Genomic DNA, 20,378 nt, shown 5'->3' with positions numbered 1-20,378 from the left:
CTTTTATTTTATTATCTCTACTAATTAATCCTCATTATGGATATTTTAAAGATTTTTCTTTAATAACAATTGACTTTTTTATGAATATATTTTAATATGAGATTACAATAAAGAAGACAAGCCTTATCTTTTAAGAGGGAGTAGTAAGAAATATAACATCAACATGCCCGACTTTATCTAGTCTGGTGTTATATACCTAATTTTTTAGGTTACGAGACTTTTAATATAAGTTCCGATTTTTTTCGTAATTTATATTAAAAGTCTTTTTTATTGGAAATATTAAATTTGAAAGGAGTTTTTACTATGAACAATTTTTTTAACAAATCTGTTGTTGATATTCTATCTTTTTTTAATTCTTCAAAGGATGGTTTATCTAAAGAAAATCTACAGAAAAATTTTGAGACCTATGGTGCTAATGCTTTAAATGAGAAAAAAAAGAAAAGTATAGTTCAAGTTTTCTTTGAGCAATTTAAGGATTTACTTGTTTTTATACTTATAATTGCAGGGATTGTATCTATGGCTGCAGGTCATGTTGAAAGTACAATTGTTATTTTTGTAGTTATTATTTTAAATGCAATTTTAGGTACTGTTCAACATATTAAAGCTGAACAATCACTCTCTAGCTTAAAGGCACTTTCTGCTCCTATGGCTAAGGTTATTCGTAATGGAGTTAAAATTGAAATTGCATCTGAGGATGTTGTACCTGGAGATATTCTTATTTTAGAGGCTGGAGACTTAGTTTGTGCTGATGGAAGAATCATTGAAAACTTTTCACTTCAAGTAAATGAAAGTGCTTTAACTGGTGAATCTGAAAGTGTTACTAAAACATCTGATTTAATTGATAAAAAAGAGGTTGCACTTGGAGATCAAAAAAATATGGTTTTCTCTAGTTCTTTAGTTACTTACGGACGTGCTTTAGTAATAGTTACTTCTACTGGTATGAATACTGAACTTGGTAAGATTGCTACTTTAATGGAGCAAACTCAAGAAAAGAAAACACCACTTCAAATCTCTTTAGATGATTTCTCTAAAAAACTTGCTATTATAATCTTAATTATTTGTGCTATAGTTTTCGGATTAAATGTTTATAGAGGTGTTGCACCACTTGAGTCTTTAATGTTTGCAGTTGCTTTAGCTGTTGCTGCTATTCCTGAAGCTTTAAGTTCTATTGTTACTATAGTTCTTGCTCTTGGAACTCAAAAAATGGCTAAAGAAAATGCTATTATTAAATCTTTAAAAGCTGTTGAAGGACTTGGTTCTGTTTCTATTATATGTTCAGATAAAACTGGTACTTTAACTCAAAATAAGATGACTACTAAAGAGCTTTATGTTGATGGAAAACTTATATCATCTGAAAGCTTAGATTTTAAAAATGAGGTTCATGAGTATTTATTAAAAAGTTCAATCCTTTGTAATGATTCAACTTCTGTAGATGGAAATGAACTTGGTGATCCAACTGAAATTGCTCTTGTAAATTTAGGACACCTATATAACATAAAAGAAACTGAACTTAGGCAAGATATTGAACGTTTAAGAGAAATCCCATTTGATTCTGATAGAAAACTTATGAGTACATTACATGATTTTAATGGAAAAACAACTCTTTTCACTAAAGGAGCTTTTGATGTTCTTTTAGATAGACTTAAATATATTAAAACATCTGAGGGTGTACGTGAAATAACCGAAGCTGATAAACAAGCTATAATTGATACTAATATGAACCTTTCTCAAAATGGTTTAAGAGTACTTGCTTTTTGTTATAAAGAGCTGCCATCAGTTAAAGACCTAACTCTTGAAGATGAATTTGGTTATACTTTCATTGGATTAATTTCTATGATTGACCCACCAAGAGTTGAATCTGCTGAGGCCGTTAAAGACTGTATCAGTGCAGGAATTAAACCTATTATGATTACTGGTGACCATAAAATCACAGCTTCTGCTATTGCAAAACAAATAGGAATACTTAGAGAAGGTGACATGGCAGTTGAAGGTTTAGAGCTTAACAAAATGTCTGAAGAAGAACTTATGGAAAAGCTTCCTCACATTTCTGTTTATGCAAGGGTTTCACCAGAGCATAAAATTAGAATAGTTAATGCTTGGCAAAACAAAGGAAATATTGTTGCTATGACTGGTGATGGTGTTAATGATGCCCCAGCTCTTAAACAAGCTGATATCGGTATTGCTATGGGAATCACAGGAACTGAAGTTTCAAAAGATGCAGCTTCTATGATTTTAACTGATGATAACTTTGCTACAATAGTTAAATCTGTAGCTAATGGAAGAAATGTTTATGCTAATATAAAGAACTCTATAAAGTTCCTTTTATCAGGTAATACATCAGCTATACTTGCTGTTTTATATGCCTCAATAGCTGCACTTCCAGCTCCATTTGCTCCAGTTCACTTATTATTTATAAATCTTGTTACTGATAGTTTACCTGCAATTGCAATTGGTGTTGAAAAAGGAAATAAAGATATTCTTAAAGAAAAACCTAGAAACAGTAAAGAATCTATTCTTACAAAAGATTTCCTAACAGACATTGCTTTTGAAGGAATTGTAATTGCTATATTTACACTTCTTGCATTCTATATGGGACTTAAAACAAGCCCTGCTGTTGCAAGTACTATGGCATTCTCTACACTGTGTCTTGCAAGATTATTCCATGGATTTAACTGTCGTGGAAAAGCCTCTATCTTTAAGCTTGGTCTTTTCACTAATGCTTATAGCTGGTACGCTTTTATAACAGGTGTAATCCTAGTAAATATAATTTTATTTGTTCCAATCTTTAGAAGTCTATTCCAAGTAGCTCCTTTAACTTTAGATTCAGTAGGATTCATTTACTTATTTGCATTCTTACCAACAGTTATAATTCAAATTGTAAAAATGATAAGATTTAGATAATTTAAAAGAGCTATTCCACTTAATATGTGGAATAGCCTTACTTTTTATTTTTTTAATATAAATAGTTATACGTAGCTCCAATAAGTCCTGCATCACTTCTATGTTTGCAAAGTTCTATATTACAACTTACATCCTTCCACCATTTTATTTCTTTTAAGCTTTCTAATATATTTGATATAAAATCTTCTCTATCACTTACTCCACCACCTAAAAGTATTTTTTCAGGATTTAAAGTAGCTGATAAATTCATGATTCCTATACTTATTGATTTATACCATTTTTTTAAAATAGCTTGTACCTCTTTATTTTTTTCTGCTTCTATAAATACTTCTTCTCCATTTACTTCAATATCCATATCTATATTTTTATACTCTTTATACATATTTACTAAAGAAAGTGTTGAGGCTGTTGTACTTAACATACCTTGCCCACCTTTATCTGTTAATCCTTCACAAACCATGAATCCAAGCTCTCCTGCTCTAAAGGAATTTCCTCTTATAATCTTTCCATTTAAGAAAATTCCTCCCCCAACTCCAGTTCCAAAAGTTAAACATATGAAGTCATTACACTCTTTTGCATTTCCATTAAATTTCTCTGCAAGTGCTGCACACTTTCCATCATTTTCAACAGTTACCTTTAATCCAGTTTTCTCTTTTAAAATTTCTGTTATGCTTTTTTTCTCCATACAATTAATTGCATAACATACCTCTGGTATTCCTTTTTCTGCATTTATAAAACCTGGCATACTTATAGCAACACCTTCAATAGACTCTTTATACTTTTCTATAATATTAGTTAAGCTTTCTATAAAAACATCTTCATTTTCTGCTTTTGTTTTTTCTTTTCCCTTTTCTAATATGTCACCCATTTCATTTACTATTCCATATTTAGTGTTTGTTCCACCAATATCAAATGCTAATATTTTCCTCATAAATTTTCCCCCTTAAATATCTCTTTATCTCATAATTTTTCTTAATAACTTAATCTTATCTTTAAATGGTGCAAATCTTATATTTACTTCCATAAAGGTTCCTCTTTTCACAACCGACCTTGTATGCGAAAAAGTATCAAAACTTGCTTTTCCATGATAATTCCCCATTCCACTACTTCCAACACCACCAAAAGGTAATGAAGTTTGACCAACATGAATTACTGTATCATTTATAGTAACTCCACCTGATGTAGTTTCTTTAAGAACTCTTTCTATTTTACTATTACTTTCTGAAAAATAGTATAAGGCAAGTGGTTTATTTCTACTATTTACAAAGTTTATGGCATCAGTTGTTTCGTTAAACTCTATAATTGGTAATATTGGCCCAAATATTTCATTTTGCATAAGATCACTTTCTAAATCTACATTAGTTATAACTGTTGGCTCTATATATCTATCGCTTATATCATAATTTCCACCATAATATATATCTCCATCTTTAAAATATGAAATTAATTTTTCTGTATCTCTTTCTCTTATAATTCTTGGATACTCTTCATTATTTTTTGTATCTGTTCCAAACTGTTTTTCTATTTCTTCTACTAATGCTTTTAAAAACTCATCTTTAATATCTTTTTGAACCATAAGATAATCCGGTGCAACACAAGTTTGACCTGCATTTAAGAATTTTCCCCATACTATTCTTTTAGCTGCTAAACTTATTTTACTATCCTTATCTATAATACATGGACTTTTTCCACCAAGTTCTAAAGTTACAGGCGTTAGATTTTTTGATGCTGCTTCCATAACAATTTTTCCAACACCAATGCTTCCTGTGAAAAATATATAATCATAAGGTGTATTTATAAGCTCAGTTACAGCCTCTTTTCCTTCACTTGGTGCAACTACTTTTATATAATCTTCATCAAAGATATTATTAATTATCTTTTCTAATAATAGTGCCGTATTTAAAGAACCTTCTGAAGGTTTTAACACAGCACAATTTCCTGCACTTATAGCTCCAATAAGTGGTGCTACAATAAGTTGAAATGGATAGTTAAAAGGTCCAATTATAAGAGCCACACCATATGGCTCTTTATAAATATAGTTTTTACTTGGAAAGTATACTATTGAACTTTTTGTTCTCTCTCTCTTTGCCCAAGTCTTTAATTTCTTTATATGCAAATTCATTTCATCATAAGTTATTCCTATTTCTGTTGCATATCCTTCAAACTTACTTTTTCCTAAATCTTTATTTAAGGCAATTAAAAATTCATCTTCATTATCTTTAATTGCTTTTTTTAATTTTCTTAAATTATCTATTCTAAAATTTAAATCTTTTGTCTTTCCTGTTTTAAAAAACTCTTTCTGTTTTAAAAAAACTTCTTTCAATTTTTCCATATTTTCACTCCATTAAGTCATTTTATTTAAATTTTATCATATTTAAGTCCATCTTTAAAATTATCTAAATTTAGATTAAACTCTATTATCCCTGATGCATATGGTGCAATTTCATAAAGTCCATAATAAATAACTAAATTATTATCTTTTAAATAATACCTAGTTTTATTGTCTATCCCTTTAAAATCAGCACCTCCATCAAAATATTTTTCCTTATCTTTATTTATTTCATCTCTTATTAATAAATCTATCTTTTCTTTATAATTATAATTTTCTTTAAAAAGGTCACTTAAATTTAACAACTGACCTGTTTTCTTATCTATGTTATATCCATTCTTATAAGTCATTCCATGCGCACCACCTGCAAACTGATAATATTCAATATATAAACTCAATAAATTAGAATCATTTTTTGTTATCTTATAATTTGACATAACTTCATATGGAATATTACAAATCATTCCACTTTTTTTATATTCTTCAGCCCCTTTCGAAATCTCTGTTATATATCCATTTGTTCTCTCTCCAATTATTTCATTTGCCATTATTCCATAATGAGCTTGAATATATGGAATACTTATATCTATTATTAAACACTTTGTTGAACTATAATTTTTCTTTTCAACTATTTCATTATTTTCTACTGCATACGAAGTTATCCACAAGCATTGTGTGGAAAATGTTAATAAAAATATTATACATATTTTTTTAAACATAAGTGTACTAGCCTTTTTAATCATTCTTTTTTTTCTCCTTTTCCCTTTTATTTTACATATTTTTTTGCATTTTTCCCCTATTCTCCATGAAATTTTATTTTATCTACAGAAATATCAACACTTTTCTCACAAGTTATCCACAGCCCTCTGTGGACACTGTTAGTAATTTTTAACTTTGTATCCTTTTTCTTTATTTTATTTTTCTTTTTATTTACATTAACAAAAAAATAGTCCACAGATATTATTTATCTATAGACTACTTTTTATTCTTATTTTCTTGAATTTTTTATCATATCATTTAATATTTTTAATTCTTTATAAGTTAAGTTTCTCCATTCTCCAACTTTTAAAGTGCCAAGTCCTATATTCATCACTCTTACTCTCTGTAATTTTACTACATTATATCCAAGAGCTTCGCACATTCTTCTAATTTGTCTATTTAATCCTTGAGTTAAGACTATTCTAAATACATCTTCCCCTTCTTTTGTAACTTTACATTTCTTTGTTACTGTTTCTAAAATTGGAACTCCATTACTCATATCTCTTATAAATTCATTTGTTATTTTTCTATCTACTGTAACGATATACTCTTTTTCATGATCATTTCCAGCTCTTAGAATCTTATTTACTATATCTCCATCATTAGTCATTAATATAAGTCCTTGTGAATCCTTATCTAATCTCCCAATGTTATATATTCTTTTTTCATGATTTACAAAATCAACTATATTTCCTTTTACCTTCTTTTCTGTTGTACATGTTATTCCAACAGGTTTATTTAAAGCTATATAAACTAATTCTTCTTCTTTTGTTACAAGCTTTCCATCAATAGTTACCTCTTGTCCTGGAACTATCTTTTGTCCCATTAAAGCTTTTTCTCCGTCTATATAAACTTTTCCTGCTTCTACTAGTTTATCTGCTTCTCTTCTTGAACAATATCCTGTTTCTGCAATATATTTATTTAATCTTACTTCTTCTGGTCTATCGCTGTGATCTATTACAGACTCTGTTACTGCTCTACTATTTTCTTTTTCTCTTGCTTTTTTATTTATATATTTATATCTAGTTTTATTCATCTTCTTCTTCCTTTTGATTTTTTATTAATGTATAAAGATTAAGTTGTGTTCCATTATTATTTATATTTATTTTCACCTTATTTTTATAGACATATTCACCAGTTTTTTTAAAGTTTTCTCCATCTATACTTATTCCATTTATAGTCATAACATATCCATGCTCTGGCTTCATCTCATTAATATCTGCATATTCTATAATCTCTAAAATTGCTTCATCTATATATTTACCATTAACTTTTAAATCTGTAAGCATTTTTTCTCCTTTTTCAGTTCCTGAATAAGAATATACTACTTTATTAAACTTATTAGTTTCAAGCTTTACTTTTAAAGTAGTTTCTAAAACTACAATTGTTGCTACCTTATTATATTGATAAAATAAAGCACTTGTTATTGTACTTATGAAAATAAATATCATTAAAAATTTAAATCTATTTTTATAAAAGAAATCTTTTTCTATCCCTTCATATTCTAAGCCAATTGAAACTTCTTCTTTTTTAAGTCTTTTTACATCGCCTGTACTAGTCAATACATTTACTGATTTACTATTATTTTTTATAACTAATCCTTTTACTTTATCTTTATTTACAGGTTCTTTGAGTTCAGATTTTTCTCTTAATTCTACTCTAATATAGTTTTGTATATTTTTATAATCTTCATTAGAAAATAAAATTATATATAAGACAATATATCCATACCACTTTTCTATAAAATCTTTACTTATTCTTATTTTCCTAGATAAACTTTTTATACTAAACTTTCTTTTTTCTCTAAATCTTTTTAAAACTTCTTCATTGTCTATTATATAAAATGCTATATTTAATGCTATGTTTCTCTCTCTATAACTAGGTCTTAATCTTGCTAATTCTTTTATATGTACATCATATAGATATACTTCTTTTCTTAATAAAGATATTTCACTTCCACGAACTTTATCAAGTTTTTCTCCAACTTCCACTAACCCTCTGGCTGTTGAAAAACCATATTTGTTCTTATTAAATTGTTTCACCATTCCCAAAACCCCATACTTCTTTTTTCTCTCCTCAATTATACCTTAATTCTTTATTTTTTTTAACTAAATTACAAAATAAAAAAACTATAATTGTCATTATTCTACCAAATTTAATATAATATACTATAAATCATTATTTTTATAGGTTTTTTATGAAAAGAAAAAATATTATATATGTTGATTTTAAATACAAAAGAACTAAAGTATCAGCCTTTTCCTTCTTTATAAGAAAATTTTATGATAAGATTAAAGAAGATTTTTTAAAGAGGTGATATTTTTATGAGAATAGGACTTGGATATGACGTTCATCGTCTAGTAAAAGATAGAGATTTAATTTTGGGAGGGGTAAATATTCCGCACTCAGTAGGACTTCTTGGTCATTCTGATGCAGATGTTTTAATCCATGCAATTATGGATGCTCTTTTAGGTGCTTCAGCCCTTGGAGATATTGGTACTCACTTTCCTGACACTAATCCTAAATATAAGGGGATTTCTAGTATAAAACTATTAGAACATGTTGGTTTACTTTTAAAAAATAATAATTTTACAATTGGTAACATTGATTCTACTATTATTGCACAAAAACCTAAAATGGCTCCACATATTAGTCTTATGAGAGAGAATATTTCAAAAGCCTTAAATATTGATATAAGCCAAATAAATATAAAAGCAACTACAGAAGAAAAGCTTGGATTTACAGGTGAAGAGCTTGGAATTTCATCTCAAGCAATTTGTTTACTTTTATAAATTGTTCATTTGCTTACTTCCTTTTATTGGATTATAATATTCTCTATAAAGTTATACACTTATAATTTTATAATAAAGGGGGTATAATCTTGTATTTTTGCCAAGTATGTAATAAACCTGCAGATATACATCATATAGTCCATCGCTCTGAAGGTGGGTTTGAACTTGATATAAATTATATGTATTTATGTCATGAACATCATAGAGGTAAAAATGGACCTCATCAAAATCTTGAAAAAGATATTGAATATAAAATAGATTTACAAAAAAAATTATATGCACTTTTAACTAAGTCTTTTTATTCTACAAAAGAACTTATGACTATTTTAGGTGCATCTAAAAATATAATTAAGAGACTTACTAAAAACTTAAAACTCTATAAAGAAGGCTATAAGAGGAATCATATCATTTTTAGTCTTATGGGGAATTCTTACTATCCTGAAGATTTATTACAGTCTTTAGAGCTTGAAAACCTTCAATCTGAAATATATAAGCTATAATATTTCATATATATTTACATTTCATGTATTGACAGGTAGAAATGAAGTTTCTATAATAAGAATAAATCAATAATTAACGCAATGACGAGACAGAGTATGTTATATATACCTCACTTCCAGAGAGAAAATGCAGTAGCTGAAAGTATTTTTACTTGAGATTAACAGAAAACTACCTCCGAGCGACTTTAATACAGTCCGTCCTTATCACGTTACGATAAATTTAAGAGATTTATACTTTCATGTATAAATAACTAGAGTGGAACCACGGATATTACTTCGCCTCTATATTTAATATAGAGACGGAGTTTTTTTATTTTGAAATTCAATTAAGAGAGGAGATTTAATTATGATAAAAGTTACTTTAAAAGACGGTTCAGTAAAAGAATTCCAAGCTGGAGTTTCAATGCTTGATATTGCTAAAGGAATTAGTGAAGGTTTAGCTAGAAATGCACTTTGTGCAATGGTTAATAATAAGGTTGTTGACCTTAGATATGTTTTAAATGAGGATGCAGAGGTTTCAATATTTACATTTGATTCTCAAGAAGGAAAAGATGCTTTAAGACATACAGCATCACACGTATTAGCTTATGCTGTTAAAAGACTTTTCCCTGATACAAAAATAGCAATCGGACCTGCTATTGAAAATGGATTCTACTATGATTTTGATAAAGATACTGCTTTCTCTGCTGAGGATTTAGTTAAAATAGAATCAGAAATGAAAAAAATAGTTAAAGAAAACCCTGAAATTAAAAGATTTGAACTTCCAAGAAATGAAGCTTTAGAACTTATGAAAGATGAGCCTTACAAGGTTGAACTTATAAATGAATTACCTGAAGATGAAATTATTTCATTCTATTCAATTGGTGATTTTACTGACCTTTGTGCAGGACCACATGTAATGTCATTAAAACCTATGAAAGCTATCAAACTTCTTAGAAGTGCTGGTGCTTACTGGAAAGGTAATGAAAATAATAAAATGCTTTCAAGAATTTACGGAACTGCCTTCTTAAAAGCTAAAGATTTAGAAGAGTACTTAGAAGCTGTAGAAGAAGCTAAGAAAAGAGACCATAACAAACTTGGAAGAGAATTAAAATTATTTATGACTGATGAAAAAGTTGGTCAAGGACTTCCATTATTAATGCCTAAAGGAGCTAAAGTTGTTCAACTTCTTCAAAGATGGATCGAAGATGAAGAAGAAAGACGTGGATATGTTTTAACTAAAACTCCATTAATGGCTAAAAGTGATCTTTACAAAGTATCAGGACACTGGGATCACTACAAAGAAGGTATGTTTGTTTTAGGTGATGAAGAAAAAGATAGCGAAGTTTTTGCTTTAAGACCTATGACTTGCCCATTCCAATATACTATTTATAATGCTGAACAACATAGTTATAGAGATTTACCTATAAGATATGCTGAAACTTCTACTCTTTTCAGAAATGAAAGTTCAGGAGAAATGCACGGACTTATAAGAGTTAGACAATTTACTTTAGCTGATGGACATTTAGTAGTTACTCCAGAGCAACTTGAAGATGAATTCAAAGGTGTAGTTGATTTAATTAAATATGTTATGACAACTTTAGGAATTGCTGATGATATTACTTACAGATTCTCTAAATGGGATCCAAACAACAGAGCTAAATATATCGACAATGCTAAAGCTTGGGAAGAAACTCAAGTTATAATGAAAACTATATTAGATCACTTAGAGATAGATTACGTTGAAGCTACTGATGAAGCTGCATTCTATGGACCAAAACTTGATATCCAATTCAAGAACGTTCATGGTAAAGAAGATACTATAATAACTGTTCAAATTGACTTTGCTCTTGCTGAAAGATTTGGTATGACTTACATTGATAAAAATGGAGATAAACAATTACCATATATCATTCACAGATCATCAATTGGATGTTATGAAAGAACTCTTGCAATGCTTATTGAAAAATATGCTGGAGCGCTTCCAACTTGGCTTTCACCAGTTCAAGTTAAAGTTCTTCCTATTTCTGATAAGTACAATGACTATGCAAACGAAGTTATGTCAAACTTAAGAAATAGCGGTATCAGAGTTGAAGGTGACTTCAGAGCTGAAAAAATTGGTTACAAAATAAGAGAAGCTAGACTTGAAAGATTACCATATATTATTGTTGTTGGTGAAAAAGAAGAATCTGATAAATCAGTAGCTGTTAGAAGCAGAAAAAATGGTGATGAAGGTTCAATAAACTTTGAAGATTTCAAAGCTAGAATATTAAACGAAGTTTCAACTAAAGAATTATAATTTTAAAGGCTATGCATTTTGCATAGCCTTTATTTATTAATTTATTCCTGTAGTTATTTCTACCCTCTTGATATTTATGTCAACTTCTTCTGTTACTACACATTTCTTTAAATATTTAAGAAATATCTTTTTCGTATCTTTTACAAAGAACTCATTTAAATCAAATTCAAATTCTTGTGTTGTTCCTTCAATAGGACAAAAATAAATTACTTCATCTGAGTAATTATCACTCATATATTCCACTATTTTTTCATCTAGAACATTACTAACTACTATATACCCAGCTTCTAACCTCTTCTTTTTATTAGTTAAAGAATACATAGCAATCTGTAAGCTATCCTCATCTATTTCCTCTTCTTCTAAAATATACTTTTTCTCATAAAACTCTACAATTGCTTTTGTTTTAGCTTCAAATGAATTTCCATCAAACTTTTCTAATCTAAATTTAACATTTTCATTATACTCTTCTATCATTCTAATCATATCTTCATATTCAATTTCAGCGCCATTTAACTTTTTAATATCAAATGGCTTTTCTTGAATAATAACTTCTTTTCCAAAGTTTATTTTCTTAGCTTTAGATTCTCTTTTTATATTTTCTTCTCTATTTATAATAGGTTCCCTAACTATTGGAGCTTCTTCTACTTCCATAGTTGCAGCGGCTGCTTCTTTCACTTCTTCTCTTGCTTTTTTCTCTTCTTCATGCAATTCAACTATTTCTATATCTTCTAATTTCTTTTTAAGTTCTTCCTCATAAATCTCTTCATAAGTTTTAATTCTTACATAATCCCCTTCAAACTTAAATTTATTTGACTCTCTAAGTGCCCTTAATATTTCCTCTTTATCTAAACTTGGGAACCATAAACCTAACATATTTATATTCATTTTTTGAAGCTTAGATAACATAACTTCAAGTTTTCTAGATACATCTTCCATATAAAACCCATCCTTTCCTCATAAACACCCTTTTTTATTATCATAATATTTTAATTTATATATATAATTTAAAAATTCATTTTTTCAATGTATATCTAAATATTTTTAAATGCTTCTTTAAAATCCTCTATTATATCCCTTATATCCTCTATACCCACAGATACTCTAAGCATATCTTTTGTTACTCCACTTTCAATTTGAGCTTTTTCATCTAACTGATTATGCGTTGTTGTTGATGGATGTAAAATTGAAGTTCTAGCATCACCTAAATGCACAACTAACGCTGTTAATTTTAATCCTTTCATAAATGCTTTTGCTTCATTAACTCCACCCTTTATTCCAAAGTTTAATATTCCACTTGCACCATCTTTAAGAAATTTTTTAGCTTTTTTATATTCATTATTTTCTTCTAGAAATGGATAATTAACAAAGCTTACCTTTTGATTTTTTTCTAACCATTTAGCAAGTTCTAATGCATTTTTTGAATGTCTCTCCATTCTTAAATGCAAAGTTTCTAATCCTAAATTTGTTAAATAAGCATTAAAAGGACTTATTATATTTCCTAAATCACGTATAAGAGTTACTCTTAATTTTACGCTATACGCTTGTTCTTTGAAGGTTTCAACATATTTCATTCCATGATAGCTTGGATCACCATTTACTAAGTCTTTGAATTTCCCATTATCCCAGTTAAAATTTCCACCATCGACAACTATTCCTCCAATTGCCTGTGCATGTCCTTCTGAATATTTAGTTGTTGAATGAATAACTATATTTGCTCCATATTCTATTGGATTACAATGCATTGGTGTTGCTACTGTATTATCTACAGCTAATGGAACACCAATTTTTTTAGCTATTTTAGAGAACTTTTCTAAATCTAATATATTAAGACTTGGATTTCCTATAGTTTCTCCATAGATCAATTTTGTATTTTTATCAGCTATTTTTATAATTTCTTCTTCACTATCTTCTGGGTCTATAAATCTCACTTCAATTCCCATGTTTTTTAAATGTACAGTAAATAAATTTACTGTTCCACCATATAAAGTACATGCAGAAATTATGTTATCTCCAGCCTTACATATATTTAAAATAGCGTTTAAAATAGCAGCTTGCCCTGATGATGTTGCAACTGCTCCTACTCCACCTTCAAGTTCTGCATATTTTTTCTCTAATGCCTCTACAGTTGGATTTGAAATTCTACTATATAAATGTCCGCCTACCTCTAGATTAAATAGCTTTTCTAAATGATCTGGATCATCATATTTATAAGTTGTACTTTGATATATTGGCAAAACCCTTGCTTCTCCAACTTTTGGTTTATATCCTCCTTGTATACACACAGTTCCTTTTTTCATCTAACCTCTCCCTTTTTTAATTCTCAATTACTCTCTTCTCACTTAATAAATAATCATATCTTACATCATGGTCTTCCATTGGTACTTTTTTTATAATTTGAAGTTCATAAGCTAAAGCAATTTTCTTTGCATTTATATCATTTAAATATCTATCATAATATCCGCCACCATATCCAAGCCTTCCTCCATGAATATCAAAAGCTAGTCCTGGAAGAACTAAAATTTCTATTTTATCTACTTTTTCATTAAAGTTCTCTTTAGGCTCTAAAATTCCTATTTTATTTTTTTCTAAATCCTCTAAAGAATTTATTTTTATAAAATCCATTTTTCTCGCCTTTTTCATTTTTGGCACAAATACTTCTTTTTTATCTCTTAAAGTTCTTTCAATAATACTTTTAGTATTTATCTCAGAACCATAATTTACATAAATACAGATATTTTCTGCCTTCTTATATTCATCTAAACTAAAAAAAGCCGCCATTATTTTCTTATCTAAAATAGCTTTTTCTTTTTCATCTATTAAATTACGTCTATCTAACATACTTTTTCTTAATTCATTCTTATTCAAACAACATCACCATTCCTTCAAATATAGTATATGTGTCCTCTCTATACTATATCATACTTCCTTTTATTTTTTAACATTATTATATATTTTTTCCAAATTAATGTATTATTTCTATATCTATTTCATAATCACTTTTTACAATAAAAAAGAAGCCCATAGGCTTCTTTTATATAGTAATTAAATTAAATTTATAGATATAACTATTTTATAAATATGCTATTACTTCTACTTCACATAAAACAGCTTTTGGTAACTCTTTTACAGCCACACATGATCTTGCTGGAGCATTCTTTATATATTTTGAATATACTTCATTAAATGCTGCAAAATCTGCCATGTCTTTTAAGAAACAAGTTGTTTTTACAACATGATCAAAGTTTACTCCTGCTTCTTCTAAAACTGCGTTTAAATTTTGCATAACTCTCTCTGCTTGCTCTTTAACGCCTACTCCTACTATTTCCATAGTTTCTGGGTCTAGTGGAATTTGTCCTGATGTAAATAACATATTATTAACTTTAATTGCTTGTGAATACGGACCTATCGCTTTAGGTGCTTTTTTAGTATTTATTTTTTCTAACATTTTACTTCCTCCCATGAATACCATTATTTATATACTTTCATAATTAATTATAAAAGGATTATTTTTGTTAGTCAAATTTTGTCTATTTAATTGATTCTTCTAAATCTAATATTACCATACTTAAAAGTTCTATCTTTGCTTTAGCCCCATAATTATCTGGTAATTCTTTTAATCCTTCTTCTAAACATTCTTGCGTTCCTTTATATTCTTCTATAAGATTTAATATTTTTTCTGTCATCTTCACTTTTCCTCCTAGCTTTTCTTCCTTTCTTATATTATTAATCTTATTGCTCATTTTATTCATCTTATTCCAAATTTTTAAAATTTAACAAAATATTTCTTTTTTGTTAACTATCACTTTTATATTTATTATTAGAATTAATGTATTCATTCTTTATAAGGAGGTTTATATGAATAATAATAAATTTGATATTTCAGATATTATCATGCTTTTAAGACAAAAGTTTGGAAAAAATGTAGTATCTGAACCTAAGAAGGCAAAATTTAGCGGATTTTTAAAATTACTTATTCCTATATGTATTATCTATTGGCTTATTTTAGCTTTAAATAATGACTTTATTCTAAACATTAGATTAGGTCTTTTTACATTTTTATTTCCCGTTATTGTTTCTTCAATTATTTATGGAGTTATTAGACTAAATAAAAAATATATTTTTACTGGTGTTGGACTTTTAATTTTTTATTTTATTCTTGTAATTATATTTAGTCCATTAATTTCAACTAAAGCACAAAGGAATTTAATAGGTCCTGTTTCAGAAGTTAACTTTTCTGATCAGATTCAACCTGTTGATTTAAATCAATTACCTGTTGTTAATCAAGCTTTAGCACAAACTTTAGCTGATAAGAAACTTGGTAGTATTCAAGGACTCGGAAGTCAAGTAACTGTTGGTACAATGACTCTTCAAAGTGTTAATGGAAAATTAGTTTATGTTGGTGCATTAGAACCATCATCATTTATTAAATGGTTATTTAATGATGGTACTCCAGGTTATGTAGTAGTTAGTGCTACAAATCCTAATGATACTAAACTTGTAACAGAAATTAATGGAAAGCCACTTAAATTAAAATATCTTCAATCAGGATATATTTTAGATAGTATTCAAAGATGGGCATATCTTAAAGATCCAACTTGTGGTCATATGGATTTTACCTTTGAACTTAATGATCAAGGTGTTCCTTACTGGGTTGTTACTAGATACACAGCTGCTATTGGTATTGATGAACAAAAAGTTATTGGTACTGAAATTATTAATGCTGAAACTGGTGAAACTAAAATTTATAATGTTCAAGATACTCCAGCATGGGTAGATAGAATTCAACCTAAGAGTATTATTGTTAGACATTTAAATAAATGGGGAGAATTAGTTCATGGTATCTTTAACTTTAGTGGTAGAGATAAATTAAAAACAACTGATGGAATGAGCATGATTTACAATGATGGAGAATGTTATTTCTATACTGGTCTTACATCTGTAGGTTCTGACCAAAGTTTAGTTGGATTTACTTTAACTAATACTAGAACTGGAAAAACTATAATGTATAAAACTTCTGGTGCTACTGAAAATGCTGCTATGCAGTCTGCTGAAGGTAAAGTTCAACAGTTTGGATATAAAGCTACTTTCCCATATTTAATTAATATTCAAAATCAACCAACATATTTTATGACATTACAAGATAATACAGGACTTGTAAAACAATATGCTATGGTTAATGTTAAGAATTATAGTATTGTTGCTGTAGGAACTACTCTACAACAAACTTTAAACTCTTATCTTGAAGATATATCTAATAATAATATGAGTTTACAAGGTAGTGATAAAAATCACTCAACAATTTCTGGTGATATTTCTAGAATAGGCTTAGTAGTTTCAAATGGAAATAGTACTTATGAAGTAAAACTTAATAACTCTGATAAAGTCTTCTCTGTTCCAACTTCAACTTCTAAAGATGTTGCTATAAGTGATGTTGGTGATAAAGTTAAGATAAATTACATTAATATTGGAGACAATAGATATATGCTTGTTAATGGCTTCTTAAATGAAACATTAACTCCTAATGCAAAATTAGAAGTAAAAAAAGATCAACCTGAATAGGTTGATCTTTTCATTTATTATCTAACTACTTTTCCTGGATTTAAGATTCCTTTTGGATCTAATGCCATTTTTATGCCTTTCATAGCTAAATAGCTTGCCTCTCCAATTGAATCTCTCATAAAGTCTATTTTATCATATCCAATTCCATGCTCTCCTGATACTTGACCTTTCATTTCTTTAGCCATTTTATACATATCATTCATAGCACTTCTCATTCTTTTTTCCCATTCTTCTTCATTTAATTCATCTCTTAAAATATAAATGTGAAGATTTCCATCACCTGCATGACCAAATGATCTTATTCTTATATCATATTTCTTTTCTAATTCATGAGTGTAACCTACAAACTCTGCAATTCTATTTCTTGGAACAACTACATCAACTTCATCCATTTGAGTTGTTGATGCTTTTATAGCTTCTAAAAAAGCTCCTCTAGCTGACCAAATTGATGCATTTCTTTCTGCTGTGTTTGATACTAATACATCTATTGCACCTTCTGCTAAACAAATTTCTGCTGCTTCTTCATAGTTTTTCTCTATCTCTTCTTTTGTAGTTCCATCAAAAGAAAGAATTAAATATGCATCTGATTTACTATCTGGGAATTTCTTTCCTAAAAATTCTTCTGATGCAGTTATTGCTGCTCTTTGCATAAATTCTATAGCTGTTGGAATAGTTCTTGATTTTATTATTTTAGGAACTGTTCCTATTGCTTTTTCTAAGTCTGGGAATGGTACTAAAAGACTTATTGTTTTTACTGGTAGTGGAAGTAATTTTAATATAGCTTTAGTTATGATTCCAAGTGTTCCTTCTGAACCTATCATTAAATCTTTTAATGAATAACCAGTACTATTTTTAACTACTTTTCCTCCAAGTTCTACAATTTCACCATTTGGCATTACAACTTCAAGACCTCTTACATAGTCTCTTGTAACTCCATATTTAACCGCTCTCATTCCACCTGCATTAGTTGCAATATTTCCACCTATTGTTGCTGTTTTTTCTCCTGGGTCTGGTGGATAAAAAAGATTATTATCTTCAACTGCTTTAGTTAAATCCATTAATAAAACTCCAGTTTCAACTGTTACAGTTAAGTTTTCTTCATCTATCTCAATAATCTTATTCATTGTAGACATATCTAATAAAATTCCTTTATATATAGGAACTGCTGCTCCAACTAATCCTGTTCCTGTTCCTCTTGGTGTTACTGGAATATTATTTTCATAAGCATATTTCATAACTTTTGAAACTTCCTCTGTTGTATTTATTTTAAGTACAACTTCTGGATATGCTTGTATTCCACATAACTCATCGTGGCTATATTCTTCTCTTATATTTCCTTCTAAGAAAATTCTTTTTTCATCATTTATTATATCTTTTAAAGCTTGTATATCATTTATATCAATAACTTTATATTCCATAATTATTTTTCCTCTTTTTCATTTTTTATATTTTCTATTAATTTAGGTAAAACCTCATATAGGTCTCCTACTATTCCGTAATTTGCAATATCAAATATAGGTGCATCTTTATCATTATTTATAGCAAAGATGTATTTTGATTTATCTATTCCTGCTGAGAATTGAACATCTCCTGATATTCCACAAGTTATTATAAGATTTGGTCTAACCATTCTTCCGCTTATACCAATTTGTAGTTTTTCTTCTGCCCATCCTTTTTCTATTAAAGGTCTTGTTACACCAACTTGCCCACCTAAAAGTTCTGCAAGTTCATATATCATTTTCATATCTTCTTCGTTTCTAACACCTCTACCTGCTACAATTATAACATCAGCTTCAGTTAAGTCATTTTCATTATCTTCTTTTTTAACATCTAAAACTTTTATTTTTGAGTCATAACTCGTAAGTTCATGGTTATAAATCTCACCATACTTCTCTTCTTTTCTTTCCATAGCAGTTAAAGCTTTATATCTTACTGTTACCATTTGCGGTCTATGGTTTGGTGTTAGCATGTCCGCCATTATATTTCCACCAAAAGCAGGTCTAGTTTGAACTAAATCTCCCTCATCATTTATGTTAAGAATAGTACAGTTTGCTGTTAATCCTGTTTTAAATTTTGATGCAATTGTTGGTGCTAAAGATAATCCAACTGCTGTTGCAGGTGTTAGTATTATTGAAGGCTTTAATTTTTCAATAACATCTACTGCTGCATTTTCATAATTTTCTATTTTAAAGCTTTCTAATTCTTTATTATCATAAACATGAACTTCGTCTACTCCATAATGAAGTAACTCTTCGCTTTTTTCTTTTAAATCATTTCCTATCATTAAACAGTATAACTTTTCATTTAACTTATCTGCAAGTTCTCTTCCTTTTCCTATAAGTTCAAAAGTTACTGGATGTATTTTATCTTCTAAATAATCAACATATACTAATATGCCTTTCCAAAGGCTTTTATCTATCTTACTCATTTCTTACTCTCCTAAATAAATTTTAATTCTTTTAACTTATTTGAAAATTTATCTCCAAGCTCTTCACCTACGCCTGTCCATAATTCTTTTTCTTTTTCAGTAACTGAATTAAAAATCTTATTAACCTTTGTTGGAGAACCTTCTAATCCATAGTTCTCTTCATTTTTATCCTCTAATTCATTCATAGTGAAAACTTCTATTTCTCTATCACGACTAGCTTTCATCTTTAAATATGAAGGAAGTCTAGGTAATGATGCTTCCTTATCTATAGTTAAAAGACAAGGTAATGCTATTTCCACAATTTCAGTTCCGTTATCTTTTTCTCTTTCAACAACTACTTTTTTATCAGTAGCTTCGATTATTTTTTTGACAGCTATAACATGTGGAATTTTTAGCATAGTTGCAAGCGTTGGCCCTACTTGTGCTGTATCTCCATCTACTGTTAATTTTCCACAAAGTATTAAATCAATCTCTCCCATTTTTTTAATACCTTCTGCAAGTGTATGACTTGTTGCTAAAACGTCAGCTCCTGCAAACTTTCTATCTGATAAAAGATATCCTTTATCTGCTCCCATTCCATAAGCTTCTTTTATTATGTCTTTTGCTTGTGGTGGTCCCATTGTTATTACTGAAAGTTCTCCACCTAAATTTTCTTTTATATTAATCCCTGCCTCTAATGCATTAAGGTCTAATGGATTCATTTTGCTTTCTAAATTATCTCTAATTAAAATACCTTTTTCAGTATCAACTTTAACATTTTCACTACTTGGTACTTGTTTTATACATACTGCTATTTTCAAAGTATTATCCTCCTAATCTCTTGTTCACTTTT

The 20,378-nt window shown here is 28.6% G+C and carries 18 protein-coding genes and 1 other annotated feature; of the genes, 5 read left to right on the top strand and 13 right to left on the bottom strand.

Annotation, left to right across the window (positions count from 1 at the left end; translation table 11 throughout):
• The first annotated feature begins 303 nt into the window (after window positions 1-303).
• Window positions 304-2,901 carry a cation-translocating P-type ATPase gene (locus ACRDDY_RS06355; protein WP_438564133.1) on the top strand — a complete coding sequence of 866 codons (2,598 nt, stop codon included), beginning with the start codon at window positions 304-306 and terminating at the stop codon, window positions 2,899-2,901.
• 52 nt (window positions 2,902-2,953) lie between these two features.
• On the opposite strand, the gene ACRDDY_RS06350 is transcribed toward ACRDDY_RS06355, so the two are convergent.
• The 5 genes from ACRDDY_RS06350 to ACRDDY_RS06330 all read right to left on the bottom strand — a co-directional run bounded on the left by ACRDDY_RS06350 (window position 2,954) and on the right by ACRDDY_RS06330 (window position 8,034).
• Window positions 2,954-3,832 carry an ROK family protein gene (locus ACRDDY_RS06350; protein ID WP_438564132.1) on the bottom strand — a complete coding sequence of 293 codons (879 nt, stop codon included), beginning with the start codon at window positions 3,830-3,832 and terminating at the stop codon, window positions 2,954-2,956.
• Window positions 3,833-3,856: 24 nt separating this feature from the next.
• A complete protein-coding gene (locus ACRDDY_RS06345; RefSeq protein ID WP_438564131.1) occupies window positions 3,857-5,233 on the bottom strand; it encodes an aldehyde dehydrogenase in 1,377 nt (458 codons plus the stop codon).
• A 26-nt stretch (window positions 5,234-5,259) separates the two neighbouring features.
• Window positions 5,260-5,973: a DUF3298 and DUF4163 domain-containing protein gene (locus ACRDDY_RS06340; RefSeq protein ID WP_438564130.1), complete on the bottom strand. Its 714-nt coding sequence runs from the start codon at window positions 5,971-5,973 to the stop codon at window positions 5,260-5,262.
• Window positions 5,974-6,218: 245 nt separating this feature from the next.
• Window positions 6,219-7,025 (bottom strand): 23S rRNA pseudouridine(2604) synthase RluF, encoded by an 807-nt coding sequence (rluF, locus tag ACRDDY_RS06335; RefSeq protein WP_438564129.1) that lies wholly within the window; start codon window positions 7,023-7,025, stop codon window positions 6,219-6,221.
• Window positions 7,018-8,034 carry a hypothetical protein gene (locus ACRDDY_RS06330; protein WP_438564128.1) on the bottom strand — a complete coding sequence of 339 codons (1,017 nt, stop codon included), beginning with the start codon at window positions 8,032-8,034 and terminating at the stop codon, window positions 7,018-7,020. Before ACRDDY_RS06330 ends, rluF begins: the two co-directional genes overlap by 8 nt.
• Window positions 8,035-8,313: 279 nt before the next feature.
• On the opposite strand from ACRDDY_RS06330, the gene ispF reads away from it, so the two are divergent.
• The 3 genes from ispF (at window position 8,314) to thrS (ending at window position 11,559) form a co-directional block, all read left to right on the top strand.
• Window positions 8,314-8,781, top strand: a complete 468-nt coding sequence (ispF, locus tag ACRDDY_RS06325; RefSeq protein ID WP_438564127.1) for a 2-C-methyl-D-erythritol 2,4-cyclodiphosphate synthase — start codon at window positions 8,314-8,316, stop codon at window positions 8,779-8,781.
• Between the two features lie 89 nt (window positions 8,782-8,870).
• A complete protein-coding gene (locus ACRDDY_RS06320; protein WP_438564126.1) occupies window positions 8,871-9,281 on the top strand; it encodes an HNH endonuclease signature motif containing protein in 411 nt (136 codons plus the stop codon).
• Window positions 9,282-9,353: 72 nt separating this feature from the next.
• Window positions 9,354-9,568: a binding site (T-box leader), on the top strand.
• Between the two features lie 59 nt (window positions 9,569-9,627).
• Complete coding sequence (thrS, locus tag ACRDDY_RS06315; protein ID WP_438564125.1) at window positions 9,628-11,559, top strand: threonine--tRNA ligase; 1,932 nt, start codon at window positions 9,628-9,630, stop codon at window positions 11,557-11,559.
• Window positions 11,560-11,595: 36 nt separating this feature from the next.
• Here the strand turns inward: thrS and ACRDDY_RS06310 are convergent, their stop codons facing one another.
• The 5 genes from ACRDDY_RS06310 to ACRDDY_RS06290 all read right to left on the bottom strand — a co-directional run bounded on the left by ACRDDY_RS06310 (window position 11,596) and on the right by ACRDDY_RS06290 (window position 15,242).
• A complete protein-coding gene (locus tag ACRDDY_RS06310) occupies window positions 11,596-12,495 on the bottom strand; it encodes a hypothetical protein (RefSeq protein ID WP_438564124.1) in 900 nt (299 codons plus the stop codon).
• Between the two features lie 95 nt (window positions 12,496-12,590).
• A complete protein-coding gene (locus ACRDDY_RS06305) occupies window positions 12,591-13,856 on the bottom strand; it encodes an O-acetylhomoserine aminocarboxypropyltransferase/cysteine synthase family protein (RefSeq protein ID WP_438564123.1) in 1,266 nt (421 codons plus the stop codon).
• Between the two features lie 16 nt (window positions 13,857-13,872).
• Complete coding sequence (locus tag ACRDDY_RS06300) at window positions 13,873-14,424, bottom strand: 5-formyltetrahydrofolate cyclo-ligase (protein ID WP_438564122.1); 552 nt, start codon at window positions 14,422-14,424, stop codon at window positions 13,873-13,875.
• 205 nt (window positions 14,425-14,629) lie between these two features.
• Window positions 14,630-15,004, bottom strand: a complete 375-nt coding sequence (locus ACRDDY_RS06295; RefSeq protein WP_438564121.1) for a RidA family protein — start codon at window positions 15,002-15,004, stop codon at window positions 14,630-14,632.
• 82 nt (window positions 15,005-15,086) lie between these two features.
• Entirely contained in the window at window positions 15,087-15,242 is a 156-nt protein-coding gene (locus ACRDDY_RS06290) for a hypothetical protein (RefSeq protein WP_438564120.1), read from the bottom strand.
• Between the two features lie 172 nt (window positions 15,243-15,414).
• On the opposite strand from ACRDDY_RS06290, the gene ACRDDY_RS06285 reads away from it, so the two are divergent.
• Window positions 15,415-17,118 (top strand): cell shape-determining protein, encoded by a 1,704-nt coding sequence (locus ACRDDY_RS06285; RefSeq protein WP_438564119.1) that lies wholly within the window; start codon window positions 15,415-15,417, stop codon window positions 17,116-17,118.
• 17 nt (window positions 17,119-17,135) lie between these two features.
• Here the strand turns inward: ACRDDY_RS06285 and ACRDDY_RS06280 are convergent, their stop codons facing one another.
• Genes ACRDDY_RS06280 through ACRDDY_RS06270 form a run of 3 tightly spaced genes read right to left on the bottom strand, consistent with a single transcriptional unit; the run spans window position 17,136 to window position 20,346 of the window.
• Window positions 17,136-18,536 (bottom strand): FAD-binding oxidoreductase, encoded by a 1,401-nt coding sequence (locus ACRDDY_RS06280; protein ID WP_438564118.1) that lies wholly within the window; start codon window positions 18,534-18,536, stop codon window positions 17,136-17,138.
• 2 nt (window positions 18,537-18,538) lie between these two features.
• Entirely contained in the window at window positions 18,539-19,546 is a 1,008-nt protein-coding gene (locus tag ACRDDY_RS06275; RefSeq protein ID WP_438564117.1) for an electron transfer flavoprotein subunit alpha/FixB family protein, read from the bottom strand.
• 11 nt (window positions 19,547-19,557) lie between these two features.
• Complete coding sequence (locus tag ACRDDY_RS06270; RefSeq protein ID WP_438564116.1) at window positions 19,558-20,346, bottom strand: electron transfer flavoprotein subunit beta/FixA family protein; 789 nt, start codon at window positions 20,344-20,346, stop codon at window positions 19,558-19,560.
• Window positions 20,347-20,378: the final 32 nt, after the last annotated feature.

The sequence above is a fragment of the Clostridium sp. genome, from assembly GCF_051656525.1.
Classification (GTDB): Bacteria; Bacillota; Clostridia; order Clostridiales; family Clostridiaceae; genus Clostridium.
This window is presented reverse-complemented; position numbering and strand designations above follow the sequence as displayed.

What these genes read in the sequence shown, in the direction of transcription:
- rluF (WP_438564129.1), bottom strand. Translation starts at nt 7,025, where the DNA reads ATGAATAAAACTAGATATAAATATATAAATAAAAAAGCAAGAGAAAAA.
- ACRDDY_RS06330 (WP_438564128.1), bottom strand. Translation starts at nt 8,034, where the DNA reads ATGGTGAAACAATTTAATAAGAACAAATATGGTTTTTCAACAGCCAGA.
- ACRDDY_RS06290 (WP_438564120.1), bottom strand. Translation starts at nt 15,242, where the DNA reads ATGACAGAAAAAATATTAAATCTTATAGAAGAATATAAAGGAACGCAA.
- ACRDDY_RS06345 (WP_438564131.1), bottom strand. Translation starts at nt 5,233, where the DNA reads ATGGAAAAATTGAAAGAAGTTTTTTTAAAACAGAAAGAGTTTTTTAAA.
- ACRDDY_RS06275 (WP_438564117.1), bottom strand. Translation starts at nt 19,546, where the DNA reads ATGAGTAAGATAGATAAAAGCCTTTGGAAAGGCATATTAGTATATGTT.
- ACRDDY_RS06280 (WP_438564118.1), bottom strand. Translation starts at nt 18,536, where the DNA reads ATGGAATATAAAGTTATTGATATAAATGATATACAAGCTTTAAAAGAT.
- ACRDDY_RS06310 (WP_438564124.1), bottom strand. Translation starts at nt 12,495, where the DNA reads ATGGAAGATGTATCTAGAAAACTTGAAGTTATGTTATCTAAGCTTCAA.
- ACRDDY_RS06295 (WP_438564121.1), bottom strand. Translation starts at nt 15,004, where the DNA reads ATGTTAGAAAAAATAAATACTAAAAAAGCACCTAAAGCGATAGGTCCG.
- ACRDDY_RS06305 (WP_438564123.1), bottom strand. Translation starts at nt 13,856, where the DNA reads ATGAAAAAAGGAACTGTGTGTATACAAGGAGGATATAAACCAAAAGTT.
- ACRDDY_RS06285 (WP_438564119.1), top strand. Translation starts at nt 15,415, where the DNA reads ATGAATAATAATAAATTTGATATTTCAGATATTATCATGCTTTTAAGA.
- ACRDDY_RS06340 (WP_438564130.1), bottom strand. Translation starts at nt 5,973, where the DNA reads ATGATTAAAAAGGCTAGTACACTTATGTTTAAAAAAATATGTATAATA.
- ACRDDY_RS06355 (WP_438564133.1), top strand. Translation starts at nt 304, where the DNA reads ATGAACAATTTTTTTAACAAATCTGTTGTTGATATTCTATCTTTTTTT.
- ACRDDY_RS06350 (WP_438564132.1), bottom strand. Translation starts at nt 3,832, where the DNA reads ATGAGGAAAATATTAGCATTTGATATTGGTGGAACAAACACTAAATAT.
- ispF (WP_438564127.1), top strand. Translation starts at nt 8,314, where the DNA reads ATGAGAATAGGACTTGGATATGACGTTCATCGTCTAGTAAAAGATAGA.
- thrS (WP_438564125.1), top strand. Translation starts at nt 9,628, where the DNA reads ATGATAAAAGTTACTTTAAAAGACGGTTCAGTAAAAGAATTCCAAGCT.